This window comes from Rhodococcus marinonascens NBRC 14363 (genome assembly GCF_001894885.1).
Taxonomy (GTDB): domain Bacteria; phylum Actinomycetota; class Actinomycetes; order Mycobacteriales; family Mycobacteriaceae; genus Rhodococcus_F; species Rhodococcus_F marinonascens.
Map to the genome: position 1 here is coordinate 244,924 of NZ_BCXB01000001.1, position 26,913 is coordinate 271,836.

General features: G+C 65.6%; 10 protein-coding genes and 1 pseudogene. 6 read left to right on the forward strand and 5 right to left on the reverse strand.

Annotated features, from left to right (window positions below; all coding sequences use genetic code 11):
* Positions 1-2: 2 nt before the first annotated feature.
* Positions 3-530, forward strand: a complete 528-nt coding sequence (locus RM2_RS01190; RefSeq protein ID WP_373863273.1) for an Rv1363c family protein — start codon at positions 3-5, stop codon at positions 528-530.
* 141 nt (positions 531-671) lie between these two features.
* Positions 672-1,738: pseudogene (locus tag RM2_RS01195) on the forward strand (NAD-dependent epimerase/dehydratase family protein).
* Here the strand turns inward: RM2_RS01195 and RM2_RS01200 are convergent.
* Positions 1,651-3,198: an alpha,alpha-trehalose-phosphate synthase (UDP-forming) gene (locus RM2_RS01200; RefSeq protein WP_072687009.1), complete on the reverse strand. Its 1,548-nt coding sequence runs from the start codon at positions 3,196-3,198 to the stop codon at positions 1,651-1,653. The pseudogene RM2_RS01195 and the gene RM2_RS01200 sit on opposite strands and share 88 nt — an antisense overlap.
* A 33-nt stretch (positions 3,199-3,231) precedes the next feature.
* On the reverse strand, positions 3,232-3,405 hold the full coding sequence (locus tag RM2_RS24360) for a hypothetical protein (RefSeq protein ID WP_169846662.1): 174 nt from the start codon (positions 3,403-3,405) through the stop codon (positions 3,232-3,234).
* A 168-nt stretch (positions 3,406-3,573) separates the two neighbouring features.
* Between RM2_RS24360 and RM2_RS01205 the strand changes: the two genes are divergently transcribed.
* Both RM2_RS01205 and RM2_RS01210 read left to right on the forward strand, forming a co-directional pair.
* Positions 3,574-5,277 carry an ABC transporter ATP-binding protein gene (locus RM2_RS01205; protein WP_072687010.1) on the forward strand — a complete coding sequence of 568 codons (1,704 nt, stop codon included), beginning with the start codon at positions 3,574-3,576 and terminating at the stop codon, positions 5,275-5,277.
* A complete protein-coding gene (locus RM2_RS01210) occupies positions 5,274-7,022 on the forward strand; it encodes an ABC transporter ATP-binding protein (RefSeq protein ID WP_072687011.1) in 1,749 nt (582 codons plus the stop codon). Before RM2_RS01205 ends, RM2_RS01210 begins: the two co-directional genes overlap by 4 nt.
* Positions 7,023-7,080: 58 nt before the next feature.
* Here the strand turns inward: RM2_RS01210 and RM2_RS01215 are convergent, their stop codons facing one another.
* From RM2_RS01215 to RM2_RS01225, 3 genes are all read right to left on the reverse strand, one after another.
* Entirely contained in the window at positions 7,081-7,626 is a 546-nt protein-coding gene (locus RM2_RS01215; RefSeq protein WP_084721580.1) for an LpqN/LpqT family lipoprotein, read from the reverse strand.
* Entirely contained in the window at positions 7,619-7,888 is a 270-nt protein-coding gene (locus tag RM2_RS01220) for a hypothetical protein (RefSeq protein WP_072687012.1), read from the reverse strand. Before RM2_RS01220 ends, RM2_RS01215 begins: the two co-directional genes overlap by 8 nt.
* Positions 7,889-7,955: 67 nt before the next feature.
* Positions 7,956-8,891: a methionyl-tRNA formyltransferase gene (locus RM2_RS01225; protein ID WP_072687013.1), complete on the reverse strand. Its 936-nt coding sequence runs from the start codon at positions 8,889-8,891 to the stop codon at positions 7,956-7,958.
* A 110-nt stretch (positions 8,892-9,001) separates the two neighbouring features.
* On the opposite strand from RM2_RS01225, the gene RM2_RS01230 reads away from it, so the two are divergent.
* Complete coding sequence (locus RM2_RS01230) at positions 9,002-9,805, forward strand: alpha/beta fold hydrolase (protein WP_072687014.1); 804 nt, start codon at positions 9,002-9,004, stop codon at positions 9,803-9,805.
* 165 nt (positions 9,806-9,970) lie between these two features.
* Entirely contained in the window at positions 9,971-26,782 is a 16,812-nt protein-coding gene (locus RM2_RS01235; RefSeq protein ID WP_072687015.1) for a non-ribosomal peptide synthetase, read from the forward strand.
* The last annotated feature ends 131 nt before the right edge of the window (positions 26,783-26,913 follow it).

The window sequence follows — 26,913 nt, forward strand, 5'->3', positions numbered from 1 at the left end:
GGATGCAGACGGAACAAGTGGCCGTCGACGACCGGACGAAGTTCGGTGGGCACAACCAGACGGTGCTGAAGATTGTTGCGGCCATCGTGGTAATCGCGCTCGCCGTGGCGGTGGGTCTTCTCTGGTACAACCACCGGCAGGACGGGTTGGCGGAACAGGCGCGAACCGAGGCGGTCGAGGCCGCGAGCAATCAAGCCGTGGCTATGCTGGCCTATGACTTCGCTGACGTCGACAGCCAGTTGGCCTCTGCGGCGGACGGACTCACGGGTTCGTTCCGTGACGAGTACACCGCGCTCGTACAGGAGACCATCGGTCCAGGCGCCAAGGAGAAGCAACTCACCGTGCAGGTGACCGTCCAGGCCGCTGCTCCTGTGGCGACCACGCCGACAGAGGCGGTGGTTCTGCTGTACCTCAACCAGATCACCACGAGTGCCGAGTCCCCTGATGCCAGAACGTCGGGCAGTCGGGTGCGGGTGTCGTTGCAGAAGGTCGACGATCGCTGGCTCGTCGATCGGCTCACTCCGGTGTAGCGGTGTCGGGTCCGATGCCGAGAGTGATCAAGCCGCTTCCTCCGTTCTAAAATAGAACAAGTTCTAGTACTCTCGGGTTGCCCTGGACGGTTGCCGACCCACGACACCGCGTCGCAGGGCCCAACCAAGTGGGAGTCGTCGATGAGGGTTGCAGTTACCGGCGCCGCGGGATTTGTGGGAAGCAATCTGCTTGATCTGTTGGTCGAGGCCGGCCACGAGGTAACCGCGATCGACCGGGCGCCCTCGCGGCGCGCACCCACCTGCGGGGTCACATGGGTGAACGCCGACGTACTCGACGTCGAATCGATGAAGCAGGCCTTGGGTGGCGCCGAGATTGTCTATCACCTGGTCGCGATGATCACGCTCGCGCAGAAGAACGACCTGGCGTGGACCGTCAACACCAGGGGAGTCCGTACGGTCGCCGAAGCCGCTCTCTCAGTGGGTGTTCGGCGAATGGTGCACTGCAGTTCCGTTCACTCCTTCGACCAGAGCAGTTGCGGCGGAACTCTCGACGAGAACTCGCCCCGCTCGGTCGACGCGTCGATCCCGGTGTACGACAGGTCGAAGTGGGCCGGCGAGATCGAACTCCGTGAGGTCGTCGACGCCGGTCTCGATGCCGTGATCTGCAACCCCACCGGCGTGTACGGCCCGATCGACTACGGCCTCTCGCGCGTGAACGCGTTGCTGCGCAACGCCGCCCGCGGGCGGGTGCCTGCCGCTGTGCAGGGCTCGTTCGACTTCGTCGATGTCCGTGATGTGGCCGCCGGCCTCATCGTCGCCGGGGAGAAGGGGCGAACTGGGGAGAACTACCTGATCTCGGGGCACATGCTCGGCATGCACGATGTTGTGCGCAAGGCGGCGCGTGTGGCGGGTCGTCGGGGTCCGTTGTACTCGTTTCCACTCAGCGTCATCGAACGCATACTTCCGATCGCCGAACCGATCGGGGCCAGGTTCGGGTCCGACGTGCTGTCGCGGTCCGCGATGTCGGCGCTGCTCGCGGCGCCGATGATCGACGGCACCAAGGCGCGGTCCGAACTCGGCTACGTCCCGCGTCCTGTGGACGAGACGATCCGCGACCTGGTCGCCTTTCTGGTGACTTCCGGTCAGTTGAGTCGCTGAGTCAGTTCTCTCCAGTGGCGTGTTCGGAGAAGTCGGATTCGGTGGCCTCAGATGGGGCGATCAGCGCGGGACCCGCAGCGCCGGTGTGAGCGAGAGCGTCGAGGAACGACTTGGCCCATCGGTCGACGTCGTGAGTGAGCACCTGCCTGCGTAGGGCACGCATACGGCGTCGGCCGTCTTCACGTGGCTGCTCGAGGGCTTGCTCCAAGGCGTCCTTCACGCTGTCGAGATCGTGGGGATTGCACAGGAACGATTGGCGCAGTTCGGCCGCTGCGCCGGTGAACTCGCTGAGCAGCAGTGCCCCACCCAGATCGCTTCGGCACGCCACGTATTCCTTGGCGACGAGGTTCATGCCGTCGCGCAGCGGTGTCACGAGCATCACGTCGGCCGCGACGAAGAAGGCGATCAGCTCGTCTCGGGGTATCGGCCGGTGTAGATAGTGCACCACCGGTCTGCCGACCTCGCTGTACTCGCCGTTGATCCGCGAGACCATACGCTCGATCCCGTCGCGCATCTGTACGTAGCTGTCGACCCGTTCACGGCTTGGCGTGGCAAGCTGCACCATCATGGTTTCGGCAGGATCGATGCGCTTCTCGTCGAGTAGCTCTTTCAGAGCCGCCAGGCGGACATCGATGCCCTTCGTATAATCGAGGCGATCGACGCCGAGCATGATGTGCTTGGGGTTGCCCAGTTCCTTGCGGATTTTTCGGGCACGGTCCCGGATCGATTTGGACCTGGACTGTTCGTCCAGCTTTCCCGAGTCGATGGAGATTGGGAACGCGCCGACACGCACCGTGCGGAAACCTACCTGCACGACGCCCAGTTTGGAGCGGACACCCACGTTGCCGCGGGATGTCTGTTGCCCAGCGAGTCGCCGGGCCAGGAAGAGGAAGTTCTGAGCGCCGCCCGGCAGGTGGAATCCGATCAGGTCAGCGCCGAGGAGGCCCTCTACGATCTCGGTTCGCCACGGCATTTGCATGAACAGTTCCACCGGTGGGAACGGAATATGCAGGAAGAAACCGATGGTGAGGTCGGGGCGCAGCATGCGCAGCATCTTCGGTACGAGCTGAAGTTGGTAGTCCTGGACCCAGACGGTGGCACCCTGGGCTGCAGCCTCCGATGTGGCTTCTGCGAAACGGCGGTTGACCTCGACGTAGGTGTTCCACCAGTCACGGTTGTACTCGGGCTTGACGATGACGTCGTGGTAGAGCGGCCATAGGGTGGCGTTGGAGAAGCCTTCGTAGTATTCGGCGATTTCGGCGGAGCTCAGTGGAACCGGGTAGAGCTCGAGTCCGTCCTCGACGACGGGATCGAGTTCGGCGTCCGCGACGCCCGCCCAGCCGACCCACGCGCCCTGGTTGCGTCGCAGGATCGGCTCGAGCGCTGTGACGAGGCCACCTGGGCTGCGTTTCCAACGTGTGGTGCCGTCCGGAAGGCGTTCGAGATCGACCGGGAGTCGATTCGCCACGACGACGAAGGTAGCTTGCCCGGAGACAGGATCAGCTCTCGAGCTCGAGGACGGTTCTGACGATTCCGAACTGGCAGCCACAGGCTTCCTTCGCTGTCGAAGTGAATAACTTTCTCAGTCGAGCTTTGTGGTGGGTCCGACTCCGAGCATGGCGAGCAGCATCCTGCACTCGTCGGCATTATCGGCGTAAGCAGCGACAACGCGCTGTGCTTGGTGGGCGGTCTCGTCGGCCAAGGGTTCGAGATCCTCGTCCACGGTGTCGTTTTCGGCCGTCGTCTTCGCAACCATCTTGATTCCTCTCGGGCTTGCTGCTGCGTCACGCGCAGAAGCGCGTATCGGCGACTCTATGAGAACCGGGCACGTCAACGCTAGTTGTCCATCGATTAGGGTTCACTCGATTAGGGTCCGCTTACTTTGCCGGTAGGCGGGAAAGTGTCGGCGTTTGGAGTTACGCGCGTGAAGACTGGCGGTACCGCAATTCTGCGTCGAGCCCTGGTGCGGAACCGTGCCCGACTCGGGATCGGCACCGTTCTGGTCTGCGCTCATCAGGTGGCAGAAACGCTGGTCCCGATCTCGATCGGGGTGATCGTCGACCGGGCTGTCGCGACCGGTGACGTCTACGCGCTCTCGGTGTGGCTGTGTGTTTTGGCGTTTCTGTTCCTCGTCCTGACCGTTTCGTGGCGCTACGGCGCGCGCTTCGTCGTCGTGGCCATGCAGAACGAAGCGCATCAGCTACGTATGGAGGTAGCGCACCGGATCCTCGACCCCCGAGGTGTGCGCACCGACCTGCGCGCCGGCGAGTTGCTCTCCGTATCCACATCCGATGCTGACCGCGCCGCGTGGATCGCGGATATTGCACCGCGTGCGGCCGCAGCCCTGACTGCGGCAATCGGATCAGCCATCGCCCTGCTGGTGATCGACGTGCCGCTCGGACTCGTCGTTCTGGTCGGTACTCCTCTCATCCTCGGACTCCTCCAACTCGCGGCGCCATTGATCACCCGCAGAGCCACCGACCAGCAGGCTGCCGTGGCGCGGGCGTCCGCCATGGCCACCGATCTGGTGAGCGGCCTGCGCCCACTGCGTGGAATCGGTGCGGAGAGATCGGCGTCTCAGCGATACCGGACAGCCAGTCGTGAGGCGCTCGGCGCGACCCTCCACACCGCGAAGAGTTCCGCAGTCTTCGCGGGGGTGTCGATGACCGTCAGCGCCCTGCTCGCTGTCGGAGTTGCAGGTGTCGCGGGGTGGTTTGCGCTGGAAGGACGCATCACCATCGGTGAACTGATCACTGTCGTCGGCCTGTCCCAGTTCTTCATCGAACCGCTCGGCGTGCTGGCAGGCTTGCCCGGATTCCTGGCCCTCGCGCGCGCGTCGGCGGATCGTCTCGCGCTGATCCTGGACGCCCGGCCGATGCTCCCCATCGGGTCCGGGCACGCACTCGACGGCAGTGAGCTGAGCCTGACCGGTGTGTCCTACCGGTCGCTGCGTGCCGTGGATCTCCAGGTTGTTCCCGGGGAGTTGCTCGGCATCGTGGCCTACCGCCCCCAGGATGCCGAGGCGCTGGCCGCGCTGTTGTCGGGGCAGATTCCGCCCGACTGCTACGACGGCGAGTTGACGGTGGGCGGAGTGCGCTTGTCGGATGCGGATCTCGCGCAGGCGCGTCGTGCGTTGCTCGTCGAGCCGCACAACGGTGACTTGTTCTCCGGAACCCTCGCCTCGAACGTGACCGCGGGCAGGCCCGACGCCATGCCGTCCGAGGTGCGGGCGGCGCTCACCGCTTCTGCCGCGATCGACGTGGTCGAAGCGCACCCGGAAGGACTCGACCGCGAGGTGGCCGATCGTGGGTCGTCATTGTCCGGCGGTCAGCGACAGCGGGTGGCCCTCGCGCGAGCGCTGGTGGCGCGGTCCCCGGTGATGGTGCTGCACGACCCGACGACGGCCGTGGATGCGGTCACCGAGCATGCGATCGCACGCGGAATTGCGGATCTGCGACATCGCGATATCGCGACCCGGCAGACCACGATCCTCATCACGAGCAGCCCTGCCCTGCTGTTCGTGACCGATCGGGTAGTCGTACTCGATGTGGGAGCGGTCGTCGCCGAGGGCGTGCACGCCCAATTGACGACGGAGAACGCGAACTACCGGAGGGTGGTCCTGCGATGAGTGAACTGCTGCCCATCGCGAACGCGCGCGACACCTGGGCCTGGCTCGCATCCGAGCTGGGCCGGTGGCGCACCCGGAGCGTATGCACCCTGTTGGTGGCCGCCACGGCAGCAGGCATGGCACTGGTGCCCGTCTACGTGTTCGGAGTTCTCGTCGACCGCGTTCAGGACGGTGCGCCGCCGTCGACAATCGGCTGGGTGGTTGCGGTGATCGCGGGCGCCGCGATCGTCGGCGGGGTCTGCGCCGGGTTCGCGACGTTCCTGATCCGCAGCATGGGCGAGGGGATTCTGGCGGATCTGCGCGAGCACAGCGTCGACCGCGCGCTACGGTTGCCGATCCAGACCGTCGAACGGGTCGGCAAAGGCGACCTGTTATCGAGGGTGGGCGACGACGTCGCGGTGATCGGCAAGGCGGTGACCGATGTGGTGCCCAACCTTGTCACAGCCGTCCTGCTGGTGGTGTTGAGCATGATCACGATGCTCGGCATCGATTGGCGGCTCGGTCTCGCAGGCATGGTGGCACTGCCGATGTATGCACTGGCGATGCGCTGGTACCTGCCGCGGTCCGCGCCGGTCTACGCCGCCGAACGCGTCGCGATGGGCGAGCGTTCGCAGGCGCTGATCAGCAGCATGCAGGGCGCCCGCACCGTGCGTGCCTACGGTCTCGAAGACAGTCATCTGGCGCAGATCAACGGCGCGTCGGAGAAAGCTCGCGACTTGTCCGTCGGTGTGTTCTCACTGTTCACCCGGTTCGTCGGGCGTGGCAACCGGGCCGAGTTCGTGGGGCTGGCCACCATCCTCGCCGCCGGTTTCGCACTGGTGAACGCTGACGTCGTCACCGTCGGGCAGACCACCGCCGCCGCACTGCTGTTCCATCGGCTGTTCAACCCGATCGGCATGCTGATGTACACGTTCGACGAGGTGCAATCGGCGGGTGCGAGCCTGGCGCGACTCGTCGGTGTCGTCGGTCTCGGCGACACGTCCGGCACCGGGACGAGCGTGGTGGACGAGGACTCGGATTCGACGCTGGAACTCGTGGGCGTCCGCCACACCTACGCCGGCGGACACGAGGTAGTGCACGGCATCAGCCTGCGCGTGAATGCTGGCGAGCGCCTTGCCCTGGTCGGCTCGACCGGGGCAGGCAAGACCACTGTCGCGGCGCTCGCAGCCGGGTCGATCTCCCCGACTTCCGGCTCGGTGAGGATCGGTAGGACCGACCTGTCGGATCTCGAACCCGGGCGTCTCCGGCGCCGGGTTGCCCTCGTCAGCCAGGAGGTCCACGTGTTCGCGGGACCGTTGATCGACGACCTCCGGCTCGCGGCCCCCGACGCCTCCGAGGAGGATGCGGTGGTGGCGTTGAAAACTGTCGGAGCGGCCAACTGGGTGAGCGCCCTCGACGAGGGCATCCGGACTGTCGTCGGAGAAGGCGGCCACGAACTGACCGCGGCCCAGGCGCAGCAGTTGGCCCTGGCCCGGCTTGTGCTCGCTAACCCTGCAGTCGCAATCCTGGACGAGGCCACCGCGGAGGCCGGCAGTGCGGGTGCGCGGGAACTCGAGGCGTCCGCCGACGCCGCGACCCGCGGCCGGACGACGTTGGTGGTCGCTCACCGATTGACACAGGCGGCTACCGCGGATCGGGTGGTGGTGCTCGAACACGGCCGGATCGTCGAGGAAGGGTCGCACGCCCAGCTCGTTGCAGCCGGTGGGCGGTACGCCGAGTTGTGGTCGGCGTGGGAGGGGAGGTAGGTCTTTCCGCGTCGTGGTTGATGTCTGGGTGCGGCGGGGAGTCGTCCCACGGTTTACGTCAGTGAAGTGCGATGGTCAGTCCGACATTCATGACGGTGACGTCGATGTCGAGTTCATCGGCCTGGTCGAGCAGGGTGGTCACGGTCAGTTGGGTCAGGTATTGATCCGGTCCGTTTGTGATGGCGATGTAGCGGGTGGTCGCCGACAAGGTCCATTGCCCGACCGTGTAGACGCCGCGGATGAATGCCGACGGGTGGCCTTGATAGCGAAAGCGATTCCACTCGTACTCGCGCCAGTCCGGAAGTCGTCGGGAGTCGGTGAATGCGCACGCCAGTAACTGCTCGGCGTCGATCGCCGGTGAGAGCTTGCCGTGTAGGAGGACGGCGTTGGGGCACCAATTTTGTGCTGTATGTGTGGGATTGACGAGGATGGTGTGGGCGTCGGGCGCTGTGTCGGGTGGGGCGGGTACCCAGTCGGGGAGCTGGGGAATGCTGACGGACACGGGGTAAGCGGTGTCGGGGTGGCATGGGGTGCAGCTCACGTGGTGTGCGTCGAGGTACTCCTTGACGGTCATGGCGTCCGATCCGGTGGAAAATTCAGGCATTGGAGGCAGCCTTCTTTGCCAGTCGTGTGGCGTTCTTGGCTAGTCGTGCGGCGCGGAATCGTTCGCGTAATGGTGGGGCGTGAGGAGTTCGCGGGCGTCGGGCCGGGAGACGATGTCGCGTTGGTTGCGCGCCGACTGCGCAGACCGTGGCGAACTCGGTTCCCGGCAGCGCCGCCTCGGAGTCGGTGAACGGGGTGCTCACATCGATACCGTTGATCGACTCGGCCACCCCGGTCACCGCTTCGGAGAATCGCCGCAGCATCTCGACATCGACGTTGAACGAACTGCCCCCTCGGATCGGTCACCCCGGCGGATAACCTAGCAGGGGGCTATGCGCAGTAACCCCCGCCGTGGGGGAAGAACTCGGGTCCGGCGAGTTCGGTGCCGTCGTCGAGGCGGACGCGCTGAATCTTCAATCCCTTGTTGCGGCCGGTGCGGGCATCGGGGCCGGCGACGATGACCATGCCGTCGCCTTCGTGGATGAAGACACGCCCGGGCGTTCCGCCATAATTTCCCTTGGACACCGCGGCGTTCAGGACCCGGATGCGCTGTCCCTTGTAGTGAGTGAATGCGTTGGGGTAGGGGTCGGACTGCGCGCGGACGAGGCGCTCGATTGCGTCGGCGGGCCACGTCCAGTCGATGAGGCTGTCTTCAGGTGCCCGCTTGTGGAAGAACGTGGCCTGCGAGCGGTCCTGCGGTGTCCAGTCCGTGCGCCCGGACGCGATGAGTTCGAGTGCGTCGAGCGTGATCGGGCCGATCATGTCGACCGTGCGGTGAAACAGATCGGTGACGGTGTCCGTCGGTCCGACGGGTGTCGACCGCTGTAAGACGATGTCGCCGGCGTCGAGTTCCTCGTCCATCAGGTGCGCGGTGAGGCCCACCTCTTCCTCGCCGTTGATGAGCGCCCAGATCAGCGGGGAGAATCCCGTGTACTTGGGCAGCAGCGAGTCGTGGATGTTGAGGGTGCCGTAGCGCGGGGAGTCGAAGACGTCCCTCGGCAGCCAGGTGCGCCAATTGTTGGCGACCAGGATGTCGGCGTCGGCCCGCTTCAGTGCCGCCTTGAAGTCTTCGTCCGGTTTGGTGGCGATGTGCACCGGCACCCCGTGTGTTGTTGCCAGGTCGGCCACGGAGTCGGCCCACATCTGCTCGTAGACGTGATCACTCCGAGGATGCGTGATCGCGAGAACTACCTCGTGTTCCGACTTGAGGAGGGCCTGCAGGGTACGGTGACCCCAGGTTTGATATCCGAGTGTGGCGACTCTCAACGCAGTCCTCCTGGACGAGATTGTCGGTCAACGCTGCACTTGAGCGGCAGTGGGGCCAGCTTAGGCTATCCAACCTTGATTGGTGAACCGCTAGTTGGAAGGAAGTAGACATGACGATCGCTACGATCAACGGAATTCCCCTGAACTACCAGGTCAAGGGGTCCGGCGATCTTGTGGTGCTCATCATGGGAACCGGTAGCCCGGGGCGCGTGTGGGATCTGCACCAAACACCGGCGTTGATCGAGGCCGGCTACCGTGTCTGCACTTTCGACAACCGCGGCATCGCACCGTCCGGGGAGAGCGTCGACGGGATCACCATCGACGATATGGTCGCCGACACCGCGGGATTGATCGAGCACCTCGGTGGCGGACCGGTTCGAGTCGTCGGCACCTCGATGGGCGCCCGCGTTGCTCAGGAACTCACGTTGACGCGCCCCGATCTGGTGCGCAAAGCGGCGTTTCTCGCTGGTCACGCTCGCATGGACTACTTTCAGAAGATGCTCAGCGAGGGTGAGCGCGCTCTGTACGACAACAGGGTCGAGTTGCCGGCAAAGTACCAGGCTGCGGTCACCGCGGTGATGAACCTGTCGCCGGCGTCGCTCTTCGACCCGCACACCGCCCGCGACTGGCTCGATCTCTTCGAGTTCAGTGGCGGCAGCATGTCGGACGGTGTGCGCGCGCAGATGGAGATGGATCGCAATTTCGATCGCCGTGAGGCGTACCGGGCGATTACCGTGCCGTGTTTGTCCATCGGATTCGCCGACGACCGGATGATTCCGCCGTACCTCTCGCGTGAGGTGGCTGAAGTCATACCGTCCGCCCGGTATTACGAGATCTCCGACGTGGGCCACTACGGCTACCTCGAACAGCCCGATGCGGTGAACAAGGTGTTGCTCGAGTTCCTCGCCGGGTGAGGCAGAGCTCCAGGTGAGGCAGGGCTCCGGGTGAGGCAGGGCTCCGGGTGACACTCGACACCGGTGCGGATGCCACGAACGGGGTTGTTGTCGGTGGGTAGCCTAACCTAAACTCCTTCGGGGCTCGTCGTGCGGCGAGTGCATCGACGGACGATCGGATCACCCATGTCTCCGGACCACGCGGCGACTGCCCACCCTCAGTCGTACTCCGCCCCGCTCGCTTCGACGCGGGCGGTGCTTCCACTGACTGCTGCGCAGACCGAGGTCTGGGTCGGGCAACAGTTGAACCCGGAGAGCCCGGTCTACAACCTGTCTCTGGCCGGCGAGGTCGCTGGTCAGATCGATGTAGACCGTCTGATCGCCGCGATTCGGAAGACCATCGAACGGGTCGAAGCCGTGCACGTGCGCTTCGAGAAGGGTGAGGGCAAGGAACTGGCTCAGGTTCCCACCGATCCCGAAGATTGGCCGCTCGAGGTAATCGACCTGCGCGGCGAGAGGATTCCCGACGCGAGTGCGCGCGCGTGGATGGACCGCGACATGCAGACCGTGGTCGACATCGGCTCAGACACGCCACTGTTCCGGCAAACCCTGCTGCGCACCGGGGACGAAACGCTGGTCTGGTACCAGCGGTACCACCACAGCATCATCGATGGCTACGCGATCACTTTGCTGGTCGCAGAAGTGGTCGAGCGATACGACAGCCCGGACCTCGAGATCGCCGCTGCGCCGCGGTCTCTCGACGCCCTCGTCGCGGCCGATCGCGACTACCGCGCGTCGCAGCGTTTCGCCGACGACCGTGACTTCTGGATCCAACAGGTGATCGATGCACCCGAACCGCCGAGGCTGCTCCCGCACGTCGGGGGCGACTCTGCCGCACCGATCTCCGCGATGGTCAGCATCGATGGCGACCACGCAGACGCGCTCTACGCCTTCGCCGCGGACGCCGGCATCAGGCGTACCCGTCTGCCACTGGCCGCTGTCGTGGCATACATCCACCGGATCACTGGCTTGCGTGACCTCACGCTGTCGCTGCCGATGACGGCACGGGTCGGACGCGACATGCGCCGCATTCCCGGAATGTGCTCGACGATTTTGCCGTTCCGCGTTCAGGTCGATCCGGACATGACGGTGGGCGAGTTGGCGACGCGGATCGATACTACCCTCGTCGCGGTTCTGCGACACGGCCGCTACCGCGGTGAGGATCTCGTCCGCGACCTACGGTCGATCGATCCGGATCGTCAGATATTCGGTCCCGGAATCAACTCCATGATGTTCGAGCATCCGCTCACGCTCGGCGGCTTCCCCACGCGGGTGCGGAGTTCAGCCACGGGCATGGTGCGCGACCTCGACTTCTCCATTCGTGGTGGGCAGGATTCCGAGCCCATCGAGATCGACCTGCGGGCGCCGTCTGGTCTCGGTACCGAACTCGAGGAGCACCGTCGCCGACTACAGCACTTCGTCGGTCAGTTCACCGCCAATCCCTCGCTGACCATCGCGTCGCTCGATCCGATGTCGGGGGCTGAGCGTAGGCAGCTGCTCGAAGAGTTCAACGACACAGCAGCCCCGCAGGAATCGGTGACCGCTTCCGACCTGTTCCAGGCTCAGGTGGCCAGGACTCCCGAAGCCGACGCCCTCGTCTCGGGAGCAGTGCGCCTCACCTACCGGGAATTGGGGGAACTTGTCGCGCAGCTCGCGCAGCACCTGCAGTCCCGGGGACTGGCGGCAGAAGAGGTTGTGGCGGTGGGTCTTCCGCGCTCAGCTGAGATGGTGATCGGACTGCTCGCCGTCATGTGTGCCGGTGGCGCGTTCGTGCCGCTCGACCCGTCCTGGCCGCGGGACCGGCGAAGGTCGGTCCTCGCGGACGCGGGGGCTTCGCTCGTTCTCACCGGCCCCGGTGGCGTGACCGATGCGGGAGAGTGGGCAGTGCCGGTCGACCTCGCGGACTGGGCGTATGCCGCAGAGTCCCGGGAATTTCCTGTTGCGGCTGTTCAGGGTTCGAGACTGGCCTACGTCATCTTCACATCGGGTTCGACGGGCCGTCCCAAGGGTGCCATGATCCGGCACGAAGCCGTCTGCGCGCGACTGCTATGGCAGCGCGACGAGATCCTGGGGTTCGGACCGGGGGACGCGTCGCTGTTCAAGGCGCCGCTCTCGTTCGACATCTCCGTCAACGAGATACTGCTGCCCCTCGTGTCGGGTGGACGGTTGGTGGTAGCCGAGCCGGGTGGCGAACGTGATCCGCAGTACCTGCTGGACCTGATCGCCGGCGAATCGGTGACCTTCGTCTACCTGGTGTCGTCGATGCTCGACGTCCTGCTCGACTTGTCGCGGGGCACGGAGCTGTTGTCGGCGCTGAAGCACGTGTGGTGCGGCGGAGAGGTTCTCACCCCGGAACTGTTCGAGAGATTCCGGTCCGAACTCGCGACCACGCTGTATCACGGCTATGGCCCGGCGGAAACGACTATCGGTGTGTCGCATGTGATCTATCGGGAGGATGCCGAGCGGATCGCCACGTCGATCGGTCGCCCGAATCCGAATACCCAGCTATATGTCCTGGACGACCGACTGAATCCGGTTCCGTTGGGCGCCGGCGGTGAACTGTATGCGGGCGGATTCCTCCTCGGGCGCGGGTATGTGAGTGCGGCCGGGCTGACGGCATCGCGTTTCGTCGCCAACCCCTTCGCAGACGACGGGTCGCGCCTGTATCGGACCGGGGACCGCGCTCGGTGGACCGCGGACGGATCACTGGACTTCCTCGGCCGCGCCGACAACCAGGTGAAGATCCGGGGCATGCGCCTGGAACTCGAGGATGTCGAGGCGGGGCTGGTCTCGCATCCCGGGGTCCGGCACGGCGCCGTCGTCGTTCGAGAGACACCCGCCGGGGCGCAGTATCTCGCGGCCTACACAGTCGCGGAGCAGGGCACCGAACTGGACGCGGCCGAACTGAGGATCTGGGCGGCGTCGAAGCTGCCCGAGTACATGGTGCCGTCGGCGTTCGTCGTCCTCGACGTGTTTCCGCTGACGCCCAACGGAAAATTGGACCGCCGGGCTCTGCCCGAGCCTGACTTGGCGGCGGCGAGCGAGAACCTGGCACCACGCACCGCCGTCGAGGAGGCGCTGTGCGTGCTGATGGCCGACGTCCTCGGAGTGGAGACGGTGGGCGTCACCGACGACTTCTTCGCGCTGGGCGGCGACAGCATCGTCGCAATTCAATTGGTGAACCATGCTCGGCAACAGGGGTTCTCGATCAGTCCGCGCGAGGTCTTCCAACTCCGGACGGCCGAGGCGCTCGCCCGGACACAGAACGGACGCACTCCCGTCGCCGTCGACCCCGATGATGTCGCGGTCGGTGAGGTCAGGAGCACCCCGATCCTGGTACGTACGGGCGAGAGGGGAGACGACGTCGCAGCATTCCACCAGTCGGTGCTCGTGCAGACTCCTGCTGCTCTCGACGAGGGGGCCGCGCGCAAGGCCTTGGCCGCGGTGCTCGAACGGCACGACGCCCTGCGGGCGAGACTCGTCCGCGGCGAGCGCTGGACTCTGTCGGTGCCGGAATGGGATCCGTCGGCAGCGCGGGACGCGCTACGCGTCGTCGACTTCGAAGGCAATGAGCAGCAACTCGATTCCGAATCCCGCGCGGCCGTCGCTCGGCTCGATCCCGACGCCGGTGTGATGGTGCAGGCGGTCCTTTTCGCCGCTCAGGAGGGTTCCGGGCGACTGTTGCTGATCGCGCATCACGCGGTGGTCGACGGGGTGTCTTGGCGGATCATCCTCCAAGACCTCGCGAGCGCGGCAGTGTCCGTCATGGCGGGTGGTATCCCCGAACTCGCGAAGGTCGAGACGTCGCTGCGACGGTGGTCAGAACTGCTGGACGAGCACGTGAGGGAGGGTGCATTCGACCACGAGTTGCCCTTCTGGACCGCAGTGGCGAACACGCCCGATCCGGACATCGGTTCGCGTGCACTGGATCCGCTCGTCGACCTCGTGGGCAACGCCGAATCCCTCACGGTGACATTGCCCCCGGAGTTCACAGAGCCGCTGCTCACTTCCGTGCCTGCGGCGTTCCACGGTCACGTGGGCGACGCGCTTCTCGCCGGTCTCGCGGTGGCGCTGCGAAAGTGGCGCACCGCATGCGGAACCGGTGGAGAGTCGGACGCGGTACTTCTCGATCTCGAAGGCCACGGACGTGAGGAAGACGCACTGCGTTGCGGCGACGGTCCTGCAGTCGACCTTTCCCGAACCGTCGGGTGGTTCACCACCGTCTACCCGGTGATGATCGACGCCGGGACCGCCCTCGCCGAACTTGACGACGCGGCGGGCATGGCTCGTGTACTGAAGACGGTCAAGGACCAACTGCGCCGGATTCCGGGGTCCGGGTTCGGCTACGGAGCGCTGCGCTACCTAGGCGCCCCGAAGCCGGAACTCGAACAGGCGCAGACACCGCAGGTGCTGTTCAACTACCTCGGCAGGGTGCCGTCGGCTGCGGAGGCCGACTGGTTACCTCGCGCGATGAGCGGTGCCGACGGCCCCCGTATGCCGATCGGTCACGCGCTGACGTTCGATGTCATCGCCGAGGACGGACCCGACGGCCCGGCACTGAGTACCACGATGACATGGGCGCCAGGCGTTCTCACGCGCACAAACGTCGAGGCGCTTGCCGAGGAGTGGACGGCGGCGCTACGGCTGCTGGCCGGCGCCGAACGCTTCGGCGGTCACACTCCGTCGGATTTTCCGCTGGTCTCACTGACGCAAACGGACGTGGACGCGCTCGCAAGCCCAGCCGATGTTCTCCCGTTGACACCATTGCAGGAAGGTATCTACTTCCAATCGGTGTTCGATGGCTCCCTCCAGTCGGTGTTCGATGGCTCCTTCCAGTCGGCGTTCGAGGACACCGGCACCGACCCATACGTGGTGCAACAGGTGATCGAACTGACCGGTCCTGTCGACGAGGCAGCGATGCACCGCGGACTGCAGGCAGTGGTCGACCGGCACGCAGCCCTTCGTGTCGGCGTGCAGGCGATGTCGGACGGCAAGGTCGTGCAGGTGGTCCGGGACGTCGTGCGGGTGCCGATGGAGGTGGTGGACCTCACCGAAACCGCGGAACCGGGGCAGCGCGTGGATCAGTTGCTGGCGGCCGACCGGGCCCGCGGTTTCGACCTCGGACGCGCCCCGCTGCTGCGTTACACGCTCGCGCGGGTCGATGCCGGGGTGGGCGACACGACGGGCGAGATGCAGCAGAAGTTCCTTCTGCTGCAGTCGATTCACCACATCGTTGCGGACGGCTGGTCAGTGCCGGTTATGCTACGCGAACTGTTGGCGCTCTACAGCGTCGAGGGAACACCACCGCCGTTGCCCGCAGCCACTCCGTACCGCAGCTACCTCGACTGGCTCGGGTCCAGGGACCGTGAGACATCACTTGCCGTGTGGCGGGGTGTGCTCGCCGATGCACCCGAGCCGGTAGAATTTCCGAATCCTTTGTCACAGAATCAATCCGGAATTCACTCGATCCGGACACAGTTGCCGCCGGAAGACACCGCCGGACTCACCGCGATGGGCCGCGCACGCGGACTGACTCTCAGCACGCTGGTCCACGGAACGTGGGGACTCGTCCTGGGTCGACTGACCGGTGCGGAGGACGTGGTGTTCGGGTCGACGGTGTCAGGTCGCGGTGGTGATCTGCCCGGTATCGAAACGATGGTGGGATTGTTCATCAACACCGTTCCCACCCGACTGCGGTATCGGCCTACCGACACGGTGGTGGAGACTCTCGCTCGGTGGCAGCACGAACAGTCGACGCTGCTCGACCACCAGTATCTCGGTCTGTCCGACTTGCGCCGGGAAGCCGGATTGCACAATCCCTTCGAGACACTGGTCGTCTTCGAGAACTATCCGCTCGGCGAGGGCGCCGTCACCGACCCCTCCGGTGCGGTGCAGGTGACGGACATCCGATTCGACGAACGCCCGCCCTACCCGATGACCTTGATAGCCGTTCCCGGCGACGCCCTCACACTCGAACTCGTGTACGACGCTGCGCGTATCGACGAGGCGACCGCGACTCGGTTCGCCGAGTCGACGGTCGCGCATCTCACCGAGCTGACCCGCGACGTGGACCAGAGCGTGTCGCGAATCGCGCTGGCCTCGCGTGAATCGATCGACGCGGCACTGCAGGACGCGCAGGTGGAGTTCCCCTGGACGACGGTGACGGCCCTGCTCGAGGAGCAGGCCGAGCGGACGCCCGAGGCGGTGGCGGTCGTGTTCGAGGACGAGGAACTCACGTACGCACAGTTGCACGCGCGGGCCAACCGTCTGGCCCGGTTGCTCGTCGAGCGCGGTGTGACACCGGAGTCTAGGGTGGCGGTGGCGCTGCCCCGTTCGCTGGACCTCATTGCCGCGCTCCTTGCGGTCGGGAAGGCAGGCGGCGCGTACGTGCCACTCGATACCGGTTACCCCGCAGACCGGTTGTCGTACATGCTCGATGACGCGGAACCCGTCTGCCTTCTCACCGACGGAACCGAAACATTTTTCGGTTCCGACGTTCCGCAGATCCGAGTTTCCGATGCCGCAGACTACTCACCCGAGCCACTGGTTGGTGTCACGGTCGCGCCGGAGCACCCCGCCTACGTGATCTACACCTCGGGATCGACGGGACACCCCAAGGGGGTCGTCGTGCCGCACGCAGGCATCGTCAACCGACTGTTATGGGAGCAGCGTTTCCGCCCGATGACGCGTTCGGACAACGTGTTGCAGAAAACTCCCTCGAGTTTCGACGTGTCGGTGCCGGAGTTCTTCGGACCGCTACTGGCCGGCGCGACACTCGTCCTGGCGAGGCCGGACGGGCACAGGGATCCGGCATACCTCGCCGACGTCATCATTGCGCGGTCGATCACGCGCGTGCGCTTCGTTCCGTCGATGCTCGAGGCGTTCCTCGCAGAACCCACAGCCGCGCAGTGCACCGGATTGCGGATCATCTCCTGCAGCGGGGAAGCGCTGCCGGTGACATCTGCCCGGCGCGTCGCTGAACTCCTGCCCGGAGTGGAAGTGGACAATCTCTACGGCCCCACCGAGGCGTCGGTGGAAGTCAGTTTCGCGGCGTCTGTCCAGGGAATCGATGCCGGCGCGCCATCCGTGCCGATCGGCGTGCCGACGTCGAATACCGGTCTGTACGTGCTCGACCTCTACCTGCAACCGGTGCCCGCGGGTGTTTCGGGCGAACTGTACCTGTCGGGGCCGCAACTGGCCCGGGGATACTTGGGTAGGCCTGCGTTCAGCGCCGAACGGTTCCTGGCGGATCCGTTCTCTCCCTCGGGGACTCGGATGTACCGCACCGGCGACGTTGCCCGTATCGGTGCAAGCGGTGCCGTCGAATATGTCGGCAGAGTCGACGATCAGGTGAAGTTGCGGGGCTTCCGTATCGAACTGGGCGAGATCGAAGCCCAGATGGCCGCGTGCCCCGGTGTGCGGCAGGCTGCTGCAACGGTGCGCACGAATCGGCCGGGCCTGCAACAGTTGGTCGGATATCTGGTCGGTGACGCCGATCCCGACGACGTCCGCAGGCGCCTGACCGACGCTCTGCCGGAGTTCATGGTGCCGGTCGCGTTCGTGACACTGGCGGCGTTCCCGGTCGGCCCGAGTGGCAAACTGGACCGCAAAGCCCTTCCTGCACCCGACTTCTCCGCTCAGGTCACCACCACTGAGGTCAGCGCAGCGGCGGTCGTCGAAAGCGGTGTGGCAGCGGTGTTGGCCGGCCACTATGCAGACGTGCTCGGGCTCGACGCGGTCGGTTGTGACGACGATTTCTTCGCGCTCGGCGGCGACAGTATTCTTGCCATCCGCCTGGTGAATCTCGCTCGCCGCGAGGGAATCACGATCACTCCGCGACAGATCTTCGAGCAGCGGACCCCGTCCGCGCTCGCCGGACTGGCCGCTGCGTCCGTCGTTTCGCCGGTCGCCCGAGTGGAGGAATCCGGCACGGGCGTGTTGTGGCCGCTACCGGTGGTGCACCGACTGTCCGAGTGGAGCGGCGGAAAGCACCGCTTCAACCAGGCGTTGCTGGTGCACAGTCCGGCCGGCACCAGCATCGAGGTGCTGACGACGGCCCTGCAGTCGGTGGTCGACCACCACGACGGCCTGCGGCAGCGGCTCACCCGGCACGCACCGGGGGTGTGGTCGCTCGAGATCACCGAAACCGCGGAATTGACTCTGCATCGTGTCGACGCCACCGGTCTCGATGACGCCGCGCTGCGCGAGAGGGTGACGGCAGAATCCGACGCGGCCACGGACCGACTCGACCCCGACCGCGGCGTCATGCTCTCTGCGGTGTGGTTCGACGCCGGCCCGGACGATCTCGGGAGACTGCTGCTCATCGCGCATCATCTCGTGATCGACGGGGTGTCGTGGCGGACACTGATCGAGGACCTGGCGATGGCATGGGTGGCCGCCGACAGCGGTCAAGTCGTGGCTCTCGACCCGGTGGTCACGTCGCTGCGCGGATTCGCCCGCATAGTCACCGCGCAGGCGCACGAACCCGCCCGGCTTGCGGAACTCGACCACTGGCTGGGCGTCACCGCACCCGGCGCCGAACTGGTGCCCGGCGCCACCGGTCACGCGGTCGTGAGCAGCGGCGCAAGGCGCACGGTGCGGGTGGACGCCGAACTCACTGCGACCCTGCTGACCACCGCCCCGGGGGTCGTCGGGGCGGACGTCACCGACGTGCTGCTGGCCGCGCTGCGTCTGGCGGTCGACCGCTGGGTTGCCGGCGGTGAACGCGGGCCGGATCTGTTGGTGGACCTCGAGCGGCACGGACGCGAGGAACTGGCCGAGGGCGTGGATCTTTCGCGCACCGTCGGCTGGCTCACCAACGTGACCCCCGTCCGGTTAGGCAGTCGAGGGGGCGCCCTCGAGACGCTGAAGGACGTCAAGGAACGATTGCGCGGCGCGCCCGACGGCGGCATCGGCTACGGGATGCTGCGGTACGTCAACGCACGCACCGCGGGAATGCTCGCGGCAAGGTCGGAGTCGCAGGTGCTGTTCAACTACCTCGGCCGCCTGCCGCACGCGGAGACCGGTGAATGGACACCCGCTGTCGAATCCGACTGTTTGTCAACCGATCCCGATGCAGATTTTGGTGGACCCTACCGACTCGTGATCAACGCGGTATGCGAGGAGACCGAGCGCGGCACCGAACTGCAGGCCGTCTTCGCCTGGTCGGAGGACGATCTGAGCGAGGACGATGCGATCGCGCTCAGCGACGGCTGGGTGACGGCGCTGCGTGAACTGGCCGTGGCCGCCGTCGTACACGAGGGACCGGCGATCCTGACCCCGTCCGACCTCCCTCTCGTGACGCTGACGCAGCGGGAGATCGATCGGATCGTGGCGGCCAGTCCGTCCGGTGTCGACACGCTGCTGCCGTTGTCACCGCTGCAGGAGGGCCTGTACTTTCAGGCCGGGTTCGACGCCGGGCCCGACATCTACACGGCACAGTTCACCCTCGATTTCGCCCATCGCCTCGACACTGAACGGCTCGGTGCCGCCCTGCGAACTCTCCAGCTACGCAATCCCACCCTGAGAGCGGGATTCGTCAGCGAGGGCCTGCGCGCACCGGTGCAGTTCGTCGGTGCCGGTCTGGACGTACCGATCGCCGAATTCGACCTGCGTGAACTCGACGAGTTCGAACGCGATGCTTATGCCGCGGAGTTGGCGGCGCAGGATCGTCAGACGCCGTTCGATCTTTCCTCGCCCCCACTGTGGCGGGCGATGGTGCTGCGACTTACGGATACTCACGATCGTCTGGTGATCAACCGCCAGTTCCTGTTGTGGGACGGATGGTCCAACGGGATCGTAGTGAGTCAGCTGTTGGCCCTCTACGAATCGGGCGGCGACGACACCGGATTCGGCCCTCCTGAGGGCACATTTGAGGACTATCTGCTCTGGCTCGCCGCCCGAGACGCAGACGCCGCGCGGGCCGCGTGGGCCGAGGCGCTCGGCGGACTCGATGAACCGACTCTGCTCGCCACGACGGCCCCGGGGGCGCCGCGGCCACCGCAACGCTGTGACGCGGTGTTGTCGGAGAAGCTGAGTGAGCGATTGCGCGCCGGCGCACGGGGTGCGGGGGTCACGTTGAACGCGGTGCTCAGCGCAGCTCTGGCAGTCGTTCTCGGGATCGAGACTGGACGTCAGGACCTCGTGTTCGGCACCACCGTCGCGGGCCGCCCGCCGGAGGTTCCAGGTCTGGACGCCGTGGCCGGAATGTTCCTCAACACCGTTCCCGTGCGGATGACGTTGCGTCCGAACGAGAGCGTCGTCGACCTGCTGCGGCGAACTCAGTCCGACCGGTTGACGCTCAGCCCCTACGACTATCTCGGGTTGGCCACCATTGCGCGGGTCACCGAGCATCGCCCGCTGTTCGACGTGCTGTATGTGCTGCAGAACTTCGTGGACGAGAAGCAGGTGTCGGCACTCAACGAGGCGCATGACATCAGCGGTGGCGACAGCATCGATCACACGCACTACCCCGTCACGGTCGTCGTGACGCCGGGTGCGAGCGTGAAGGTGAAGTTCGAATTTCACCCGGAGATGGTCGCGGACTATCGCGTCGAACGCATGCTGTCGCGGTACGTGACCATGCTCGAGCAATGGTCCACCGATCTGACAGGCGTGGTCGCTGGAATCGCCGGAGCAGCAGATCCATTGCCGTCAGAGCGGAAGCCGGTTCCCGACTCGACGATTGCCGACCTGTTCGCCGACGCCGCACGAATCCGGCCAGACGAGACGGCGCTGGTCTTCGGTGACCGCGCCGTGAGCTACGCTGAACTTGACGCCGACGTGAACCGGATGGCCCGACTCCTGCTCAGCCACGGTGCGGGCACCGAGCAGATCGTGGCCCTTGCACTGCCGCGGTCGGTGGAGATGGTGGTGGCGCTGTTTGCGGTGCTGCGTACCGGTTCGGCGTACCTGCCGCTCGAACTGGATCACCCGGCGGAACGTTTGGTCGGAATGCTCGACGATGCGTGCCCGACGGCGCTGGTGACCACGTCGGCGCTCGCGCAGACGCTGGACGCTGCCAAGGTGGACGTGCTCGCCCTCGACGAATTGGACCTCGGGACGGTCTCGGCCGCTCCGCTGGCAGATGTCGAACTCCGCAGTTTCGCGCCCGGAACCCCCGGCCGGCTTGATCATCCGGCATACGTCATCTACACGTCGGGATCGACGGGCAAACCGAAGGGGGTCGTGACCCCGTACCGCGGTCTGACCAACATGCAGTTCAACCACCGCGAGGCGATCTTCGAACCGGTGGTGAGGGCGGGGGGCGGACGACGTCTACGTATCGCGCACACCGTGTCGTTCGCGTTCGACATGTCGTGGGAGGAACTGCTGTGGCTGGTGGAAGGCCATGAGGTGCACATCTGCGACGAGAATCTCCGACGCGACGCCGAGGCCCTCGTGGCCTACTGCGACACCCACGAGATCGACGTGGTCAATGTGACGCCGACGTACGCGCAGCACCTCGTCGAGGAGGGACTGCTCGACGACGGCCCGGGGCGTCACCGACCACGTCTGGTGCTACTCGGCGGCGAGGCTGTGTCGGACTCGGTGTGGAACCGATTGCGCGACACCGACGGAACCAGTGGATACAACCTGTACGGCCCCACCGAGTACACGATCAACACTCTCGGCGCGGGTACTGCCGACAGTGCTACGTCCACGGTTGGTTCGCCGATCTGGAACACGTCCGCCTACGTGCTGGACCCTTGGCTGCGTCCGGTTCCGGACGGTGTCACCGGTGAGTTGTACATCTCCGGGGTCGGGCTCGCGCGCGGCTATCTCGACCGATTCGCGCTGACGGCAGACCGGTTCGTGGCAAATCCATTCGAACTGTCCGTACGTATGTATCGGACAGGTGATCTGGTTCGTCGCCGTTTGGACGGCAACCTCGACTTTCTCGGCCGCACTGACGACCAGGTGAAGATCCGTGGTCACCGGGTGGAACTAGGTGAGATCTCGTCCGCGCTCGAAGCGCTGGACGCCGTGCGCCAGGCCGCGGTCGTGGTCGATTCCGGCCCCGGCGGATTCACCCGTCTGGTCGGGTACGCCGTCGCCGCGAGTTCTCGTGAGCCGCGAGGCGCCGACCGATACAGGCGCGCTTTGCGCGAGTCGTTGCCGGACTACATGGTGCCGGCCGCGATCATCGAGGTGGACAGCCTGCCGATGACGGTGAACGGCAAGCTCGACGTCAAGGCTCTGCCGTCGGCCGACGGGATCCTGGGCGCCCGCGGCCGCGAGCGCACGGAACCGCGCACCGACACCGAACGCGTCCTCACCGGGCTGTTCGAGGAGATCCTCGGGGTTCCGGCGCCCGGCGTGGACGACAATTTCTTCGACCTCGGCGGTCACTCGCTGCTTGCAACGAGGCTGATCAGCCGTGCGCGCGGGGCGCTCGAGGCGGACTTGACCATGCGTGACCTGTTTGAGGCGCCCACCGTTGCGGAGTTGGCCGCCCGGATCGGCGACGACACGAACTCGACCCGACCCTCTCTGGTAGCCCGGCCGAGGCCAGAGCACCTGCCGCTCTCCGCCGCGCAACAACGACTCTGGCTGCTACAGCAGATGGATGGGGCATCTGCTGCATACAACTTCCCGATCGTCCTGCGACTGCAAGATTCGCTCGACGCAGGGGTGTTCGAGCAGGCGCTGACCGATGTGGTGACGCGGCACGAATCTCTGCGGACGATATTCGGGGAGCACGACGGCGAACCGGTGCAGCTGATCCTGGACGACGTGCGCCCCGAGGTGACCGTGCGCGACGGCACCGAAGACGAACTTTCCCGGTTGGTCGGCGAGACGGTGGGACGCCCGTTCGACCTGACCGCTGAGATCCCGATTCGGGCACGGCTGATCCGGGTCGCCGGGGAACAGGTGCTGGCAATCGTGCTGCACCACATCGCCACCGACGAGTGGTCGGATCGTCCGTTCCTACGTGACCTGATGACGGCGTACACCTCTCGGGCGCAGGGTGCGGCGCCGCTGTGGAAACCGCTCGACGTGCAGTACGGCGACTACACGTTGTGGCAACGGGATGTGCTGGGTGATCCGGACGACCCCTCCAGCGTCATGAACGGTCAACTCGACTACTGGGCGAAAAAACTCGCCGGGATCCCGGAGGAGTTGGCGCTCCCCACCGATCACACCCGCCCCGCCCGGCCGAGTTTCGCAGGCGGAGTTATCGAGACGACGCTCGATGTCGTCACCACGCGGGCCCTGCGGTCTCTTGCCCGGGCGTCGGGAACCACCATGTTTATGGTCCTGCACGCGGCGTCCGCGGCGTTGCTGCATCGGTTGGGTGGGGGTGACGATCTACCACTCGGGGCACCGGTCGCCGGTCGGAGCGAGCAGGGGCTCGACGAACTGATCGGCTTCTTCGTCAACACCGTGGTGTTGCGGACGGACGTGTCGGGCAACCCCACGTTCGACGAACTGCTGGCACGGGTCCGCGATACCGACCTGGCGGCTTTCGTGAATGCGGATGTTCCTTTCGAAACTGTTGTGGAGAAGGTGAATCCCGCTCGTACACCGGCCCGGAACCCGTTATTCCAGGTGATGGTCGGTTACCACACCCGGACATCTGATTCGGTGGTTGGGCCGGGGCAGGGGCCGGTTCCGGTGTCGATCGAGGAACGCACGGCCAAGTTCGATTTGGTATTCAACTTCACCGAGTACCTCGACGACGAGCGGGTGGAGCTGCGCCTCGAGTACGGCTCGGACCTCTTCGATCGCAGTACCGCGGCGAGGATCGCGCGACGCCAGATCGCGGTGCTCGACGCCCTGGCGTCCGATTCCGGTGTGACAATCGGCGATCTCGACGTGTTCCTCGACGACGAGCACGAGTTGGTGCTGTACGGATTCAATGACACCCGGCAATCGGTGCCGGAGGAGACGTTCTCCGGCGCGTTCACCCGCCACGTCGAGTCGGTCCCGGACGCCGTCGCTGTGATCGACTCGCACGGTCAGGTGACGTACGCAGAACTGAGCGACCGCGCCGACCGTATCGCCGCACTGTTGCATCGGCGCGGTGTATCCGTCGAAAGCGTGGTGGGATTGGCGGTCCCGCGGTCGATCGAGATGGTGGCGACGGTCCTCGGTGTGCTCAGGCTCGGGGCGGCGTACCTGCCGCTCGATCTGAACCACCCGGCAGAGCGCATCTCCTACATGCTCGCCGACTCTGCGGCGCGGGTGCTGGTGACCACGGTGGGGGAGAGCGCCCGCATCACGGAGACGAACACACTCACTCGTATTCTTGTCGACGATGCGTCGATCGTCGCCGAACTCGATGCCGCCGGTGGTGTGGAGGTGCCGCAGCCGCCGCGGGGCCTGAACCACGCCGCGTACGTCATCTATACGTCGGGTTCCACCGGTAAGCCCAAGGGCGCGGTACTCACTCACGACGGGATTCCCAGCCTCGTCGCCACCGCTGAAGAACGAATGAGATTGGTTCCGGGCTCGGTGGTCATGCAGTTCGCTTCGATCGGATTCGACGTCGCGGTCTTCGAGCTGTCGATGGCGCTGTGCACGGGTTCCCGATTGGTGATCGTGCCGGACGAGTCCCGCGTAGCGGGCCCGGAACTCACCGACTTCATGGCCGAACACGCTGTGACGCACGCGATTATTCCGCCATCGTTGCTGGCGGCGCTGCCGTCGGGATGCGATGTCCCGGCAGGGTGCACGGTACTGGTGGGCACGGAGACGGTGCCACCCGAGTTGATCGGCCGCTGGGCGGAGCGGCTGAATCTGCTGGCGGCATATGGTCTCACGGAGGCCACCGTCAATAGCACCCTGTGGCAGGCTCGACCCGGATGGAATTCGGCCGTGCCGATTGGAATTCCCGACCCCAATGAGCAGGCGTATGTGCTCGACGACCTGCTGAATCCGGTTCCACCCGGTGTGGCGGGCGAGTTGTACATCGCCGGACGCGGTCTGGCCCGTGGATATCTGGGACGGCCCGCTCTCACCGCCGGACGATTCGTATCCAACCCGTTCGGTGAAGAGGGAACCCGGATGTACCGGACCGGTGACCGGGCTCGCTGGCGGGCCGATGGCAACATCGACTTTCTCGGACGGGTCGACGACCAGGTGAAGATCCGTGGATTCCGAATCGAACTCGGTGAGATCATTGCGGCCCTCGGTAACCATCCCGGTGTGAAACAGTCGGCGGTGGTGGCAGATCGGGAGGGCGACATAGTCCGACTGATCGGCTACGTGACCGCATCCGACGGCCGCGGAGCCGAGCACGTCGACCCACAGGCTGTCCGCGAACACGCCGCGGCCCGCCTGCCCGACTACATGGTGCCCACCGTCGTCATAGTTCTCGAGGGTGATCTGCCGCTGACCCCCAACGGCAAACTCGACCGTAAAGCACTGCCTCGGCCGGACTGGTCGGCGCTGACCGGGGACGGCACCGCGCAGACCCCGGCGCAGAAGGAGATCGCAGAGGTATTCGCCGAGATCCTGCGCCTGCCGTCGGTGGGTATCAACGACGACTTCTTCGACCTTGGTGGCAACTCGATGGCGTCGATGAGGTTGGTAGGACGCCTTCGTCGACGGTTCGGTGTCGACCTCGGTATCCGGGACGTGTTCGACAGTTCCACAGTGGCCGGACTCTCCGCGATCGTCGCCGGCGCGGCCAGATCCGGCCGGCCGGTACTGGCGCCCGCAGACCCTCGGCCGGACGCGCTACCGTTGTCCGGACCGCAACGGCGGTTCTGGAAGCAGTTTCGCATGGACGGGCCCAGGGCGCAGGCCAGTCACGCCCTGTCGCTGCAGATTCGCGGCACAGTCGATCCGGAAATCCTGGCGCGGGCACTCGGCGATGTCACTTCCCGACACGAACCGCTACGCACCGTGTACGTCGAACACGGCGACACCGTAATCGCACGGGAAGCGGTTCGCCCGGTACTCGAAATGGTCGACGTCGGTGACGGCGACGTACACCGGATGGTCTTCGAGTTGGCACAGGAGCCCATGGACCTCACCGAACGAGCACCGCTGCGAGCGCATCTCGTTTCTGCTGCCGACGGCACGCAGGCACTGCTCCTGGCAATGCACTACATCGCCGTGGACGAATGGTCGGTGGTACCGCTGCTCGGTGACCTGATGGGGGCGTATGACTCCCGGTCGAACGGCAATGAACCCGACTGGGAGCCACTGCCCGTCGAGTACGCCGACTACGTCCTGTGGGCGCAGGCTTTGTCCGGCGAGCCCGGCGACCCGGACAGTCGATGGTCGCGCCAGCTCAATTACTGGCGGAAGAGATTGAACGGTATGCCGTCCCGGCTCGAACTGCCGGCACCGAGGGGGCCCGGAACCCAGACGTCGGAGATGGTTCCGGTCGAGATCGACGCGGAACTGCATAGTTCGATCGATGTGTTCGCGAGCGAGACGGGAACCAGTCTGTTCATGGTGCTGCAGGCGGCTCTCGCGACCGTGCTGACCCGCCACGGTGCCGGTACGGACATTCCGCTGGGATCGCTCGTCGCGGGTCGCTCGGAGGAAGCGCTCGACACCCTGGTCGGCTGCTTTCTCAATATCGTTCTCTTGCGAACGGATACCAGCGGCGACCCGGACCCCGTAGAACTTCTGCAGCGGATCCGCAGGTCGAACCTCGATGCGCTGGACAACCAGGACGTGGCTTTCGCGGACGTCGTGGACGCCATCGGTGACGTCTCACCGGTGCTGCGCCCACAGGTCATGCTGATACACCACGAGCAGGCGAGGCTCGGTCATCTCGACGCGCTGGGCGCCCTGATACCGGTGCCCGTGGGTGTTCCGGAATCAGATCTGACGCTCAGCTTCTATGAACCGGTCGGCGACGGACCGGTGCACGCGTACTTCTCGTTCTCATCGGAAGTGCTGGACGTCGAGACGGTCCGTTGCTGGGCATCGGAACTTTCGGCACTGATCGCGGCATGGGCTGGCGGCCCTCGATGATCAAGGGTGATCGAGATCTCAATTCCGTGGTGAACGGGCCCGGCGCAAAAGCTGAGACAGCTTGGTACTGTTCTACAAATAAGGATAGGCTTCGCTAGGTTTGAGCGGACGGTGGCTGCGTCGGGTGCGGC

Excerpts from the sequence above, each read along its gene's own strand:
- RM2_RS01190 (WP_373863273.1), top strand. The coding sequence starts at position 3 with ATGCAGACGGAACAAGTGGCCGTCGACGACCGGACGAAGTTCGGTGGG.
- RM2_RS24360 (WP_169846662.1), bottom strand. The coding sequence starts at position 3,405 with ATGGTTGCGAAGACGACGGCCGAAAACGACACCGTGGACGAGGATCTC.
- RM2_RS01210 (WP_072687011.1), top strand. The coding sequence starts at position 5,274 with ATGAGTGAACTGCTGCCCATCGCGAACGCGCGCGACACCTGGGCCTGG.
- RM2_RS01215 (WP_084721580.1), bottom strand. The coding sequence starts at position 7,626 with ATGCCTGAATTTTCCACCGGATCGGACGCCATGACCGTCAAGGAGTAC.
- RM2_RS01220 (WP_072687012.1), bottom strand. The coding sequence starts at position 7,888 with ATGCTGCGGCGATTCTCCGAAGCGGTGACCGGGGTGGCCGAGTCGATC.
- RM2_RS01230 (WP_072687014.1), top strand. The coding sequence starts at position 9,002 with ATGACGATCGCTACGATCAACGGAATTCCCCTGAACTACCAGGTCAAG.
- RM2_RS01235 (WP_072687015.1), top strand. The coding sequence starts at position 9,971 with ATGTCTCCGGACCACGCGGCGACTGCCCACCCTCAGTCGTACTCCGCC.